Source organism: Streptomyces sp. NPDC049970 (genome assembly GCF_040660235.1).
Classification (GTDB): Bacteria; Actinomycetota; Actinomycetes; order Streptomycetales; family Streptomycetaceae; genus Streptomyces.
In genome coordinates this window covers 1-1,586 of sequence record NZ_JBFALP010000055.1, presented here as the reverse complement: position 1 = coordinate 1,586, position 1,586 = coordinate 1, and the positions used below count along the sequence as shown (strand labels likewise).

1 protein-coding gene is annotated in these 1,586 nt (G+C 66.3%); it reads left to right on the top strand.

The window, feature by feature from the left end; genetic code table 11:
• On the top strand, positions 1–1,586 hold a 1,586-nt coding region (locus AB0I83_RS31425), incomplete at both ends, for a coagulation factor 5/8 type domain-containing protein (RefSeq protein WP_363307044.1).

The following is a 1,586-nucleotide window of genomic DNA, read 5'->3' as shown; positions in this document are numbered from 1 at the left end:
CCCGGCGGTGGTGACCTCGGGCCCAACGTGCTGGTCTTCGACCCCTCGACGCCGAACATCCAGGGCAAGGTCGACGAGATCTTCAAGAAGCAGGAGTCGGCACAGTTCGGCACCGATCGCTACGCGCTGATGTTCAAGCCCGGCACGTACAGCAACATCAACGCGCAGATCGGCTTCTACACCTCCATCGCGGGACTCGGCCTCAAGCCCGACGACACCACCTTCAACGGTGACGTCACCGTCGACGCCGGCTGGTTCAACGGCAACGCCACCCAGAACTTCTGGCGTTCGGCCGAGAACCTCGCCCTCAACCCCGTCAACGGCACCAACCGCTGGGCCGTCTCCCAAGCCGCCCCCTTCCGCCGCATGCACGTCAAAGGCGGACTCAACCTCGCCCCCGACGGCTACGGCTGGGCCAGCGGCGGCTACATCGCCGACAGCAAGATCGACGGCCAGGTCGGCCCCTACTCCCAACAGCAGTGGTACACCCGCGACAGCTCCGTCGGAAGCTGGGGCAACGGCGTCTGGAACATGACCTTCTCCGGCGTCGAGGGAGCCCCCGCCCAGAGCTTCCCCGAACCCCCCTACACCACACTGGACACCACCCCGGTCTCCCGCGAGAAGCCGTTCCTCTACCTCGACGGGAACGACTACAAGGTCTTCGTCCCCGCCAAACGCACCAACGCACGCGGCGTCTCCTGGAACGGCACCCCGCAGGGCCAGTCCATCCCGCTGGACCAGTTCTACGTCGTGAAGCCGGGAGCGACCGCCGAGACCATCAACGCGGCCGTGGACCAAGGCCTGCACCTGCTGTTCACCCCGGGCGTCTACCACGTCGACCAGCCCATCGAGATCGACCGCGCGAACACCGTCGCGCTCGGCCTCGGCCTCGCCACGATCATCCCCGACAACGGGGTGACCGCGATCAAGGTCGGCGACGTCGACGGCGTCAAGCTCGCCGGACTCCTGGTCGACGCCGGTACGCAGAACTCCTCGGTGCTCGTCGAGGTCGGACCCGAGGATTCCTCCGCCGACCACGCCGCCAACCCCACCAGCCTCCAGGACGTGTTCGTCCGGGTCGGCGGCGCGGGCGCAGGCAAGGCCACCACCGGCATGGTCGTCAACAGCGACGACACCATCATCGACCACACCTGGCTCTGGCGCGCCGACCACGGCGACGGAGTCGGCTGGGAGACCAACCGGTCCGACTACGGCCTCCGCGTCAACGGCGACGACGTCCTGGCCACCGGCCTGTTCGTCGAACACTTCAACAAGTACGACGTCCAGTGGTACGGCGAGAACGGCAAGACGATCTTCTTCCAGAACGAGAAGGCCTACGACGCCCCCAACCAGGCCGCCATCCAGAACGGCGACACCAAGGGATACGCCGCCTACAAGGTCGCCGACACCGTCACCACCCACGAGGGCTGGGGCATGGGCAGCTACTGCTACTTCAACGTAGACCCCACCATCCGCCAGCAACACGGATTCCAGGCACCCGTCAAACCCGGAGTCAAGTTCCACGACCTCCTCGTCGTCTCCCTCGGCGGCCAAGGACAGTACGAACACGTCATCAACAACACCGG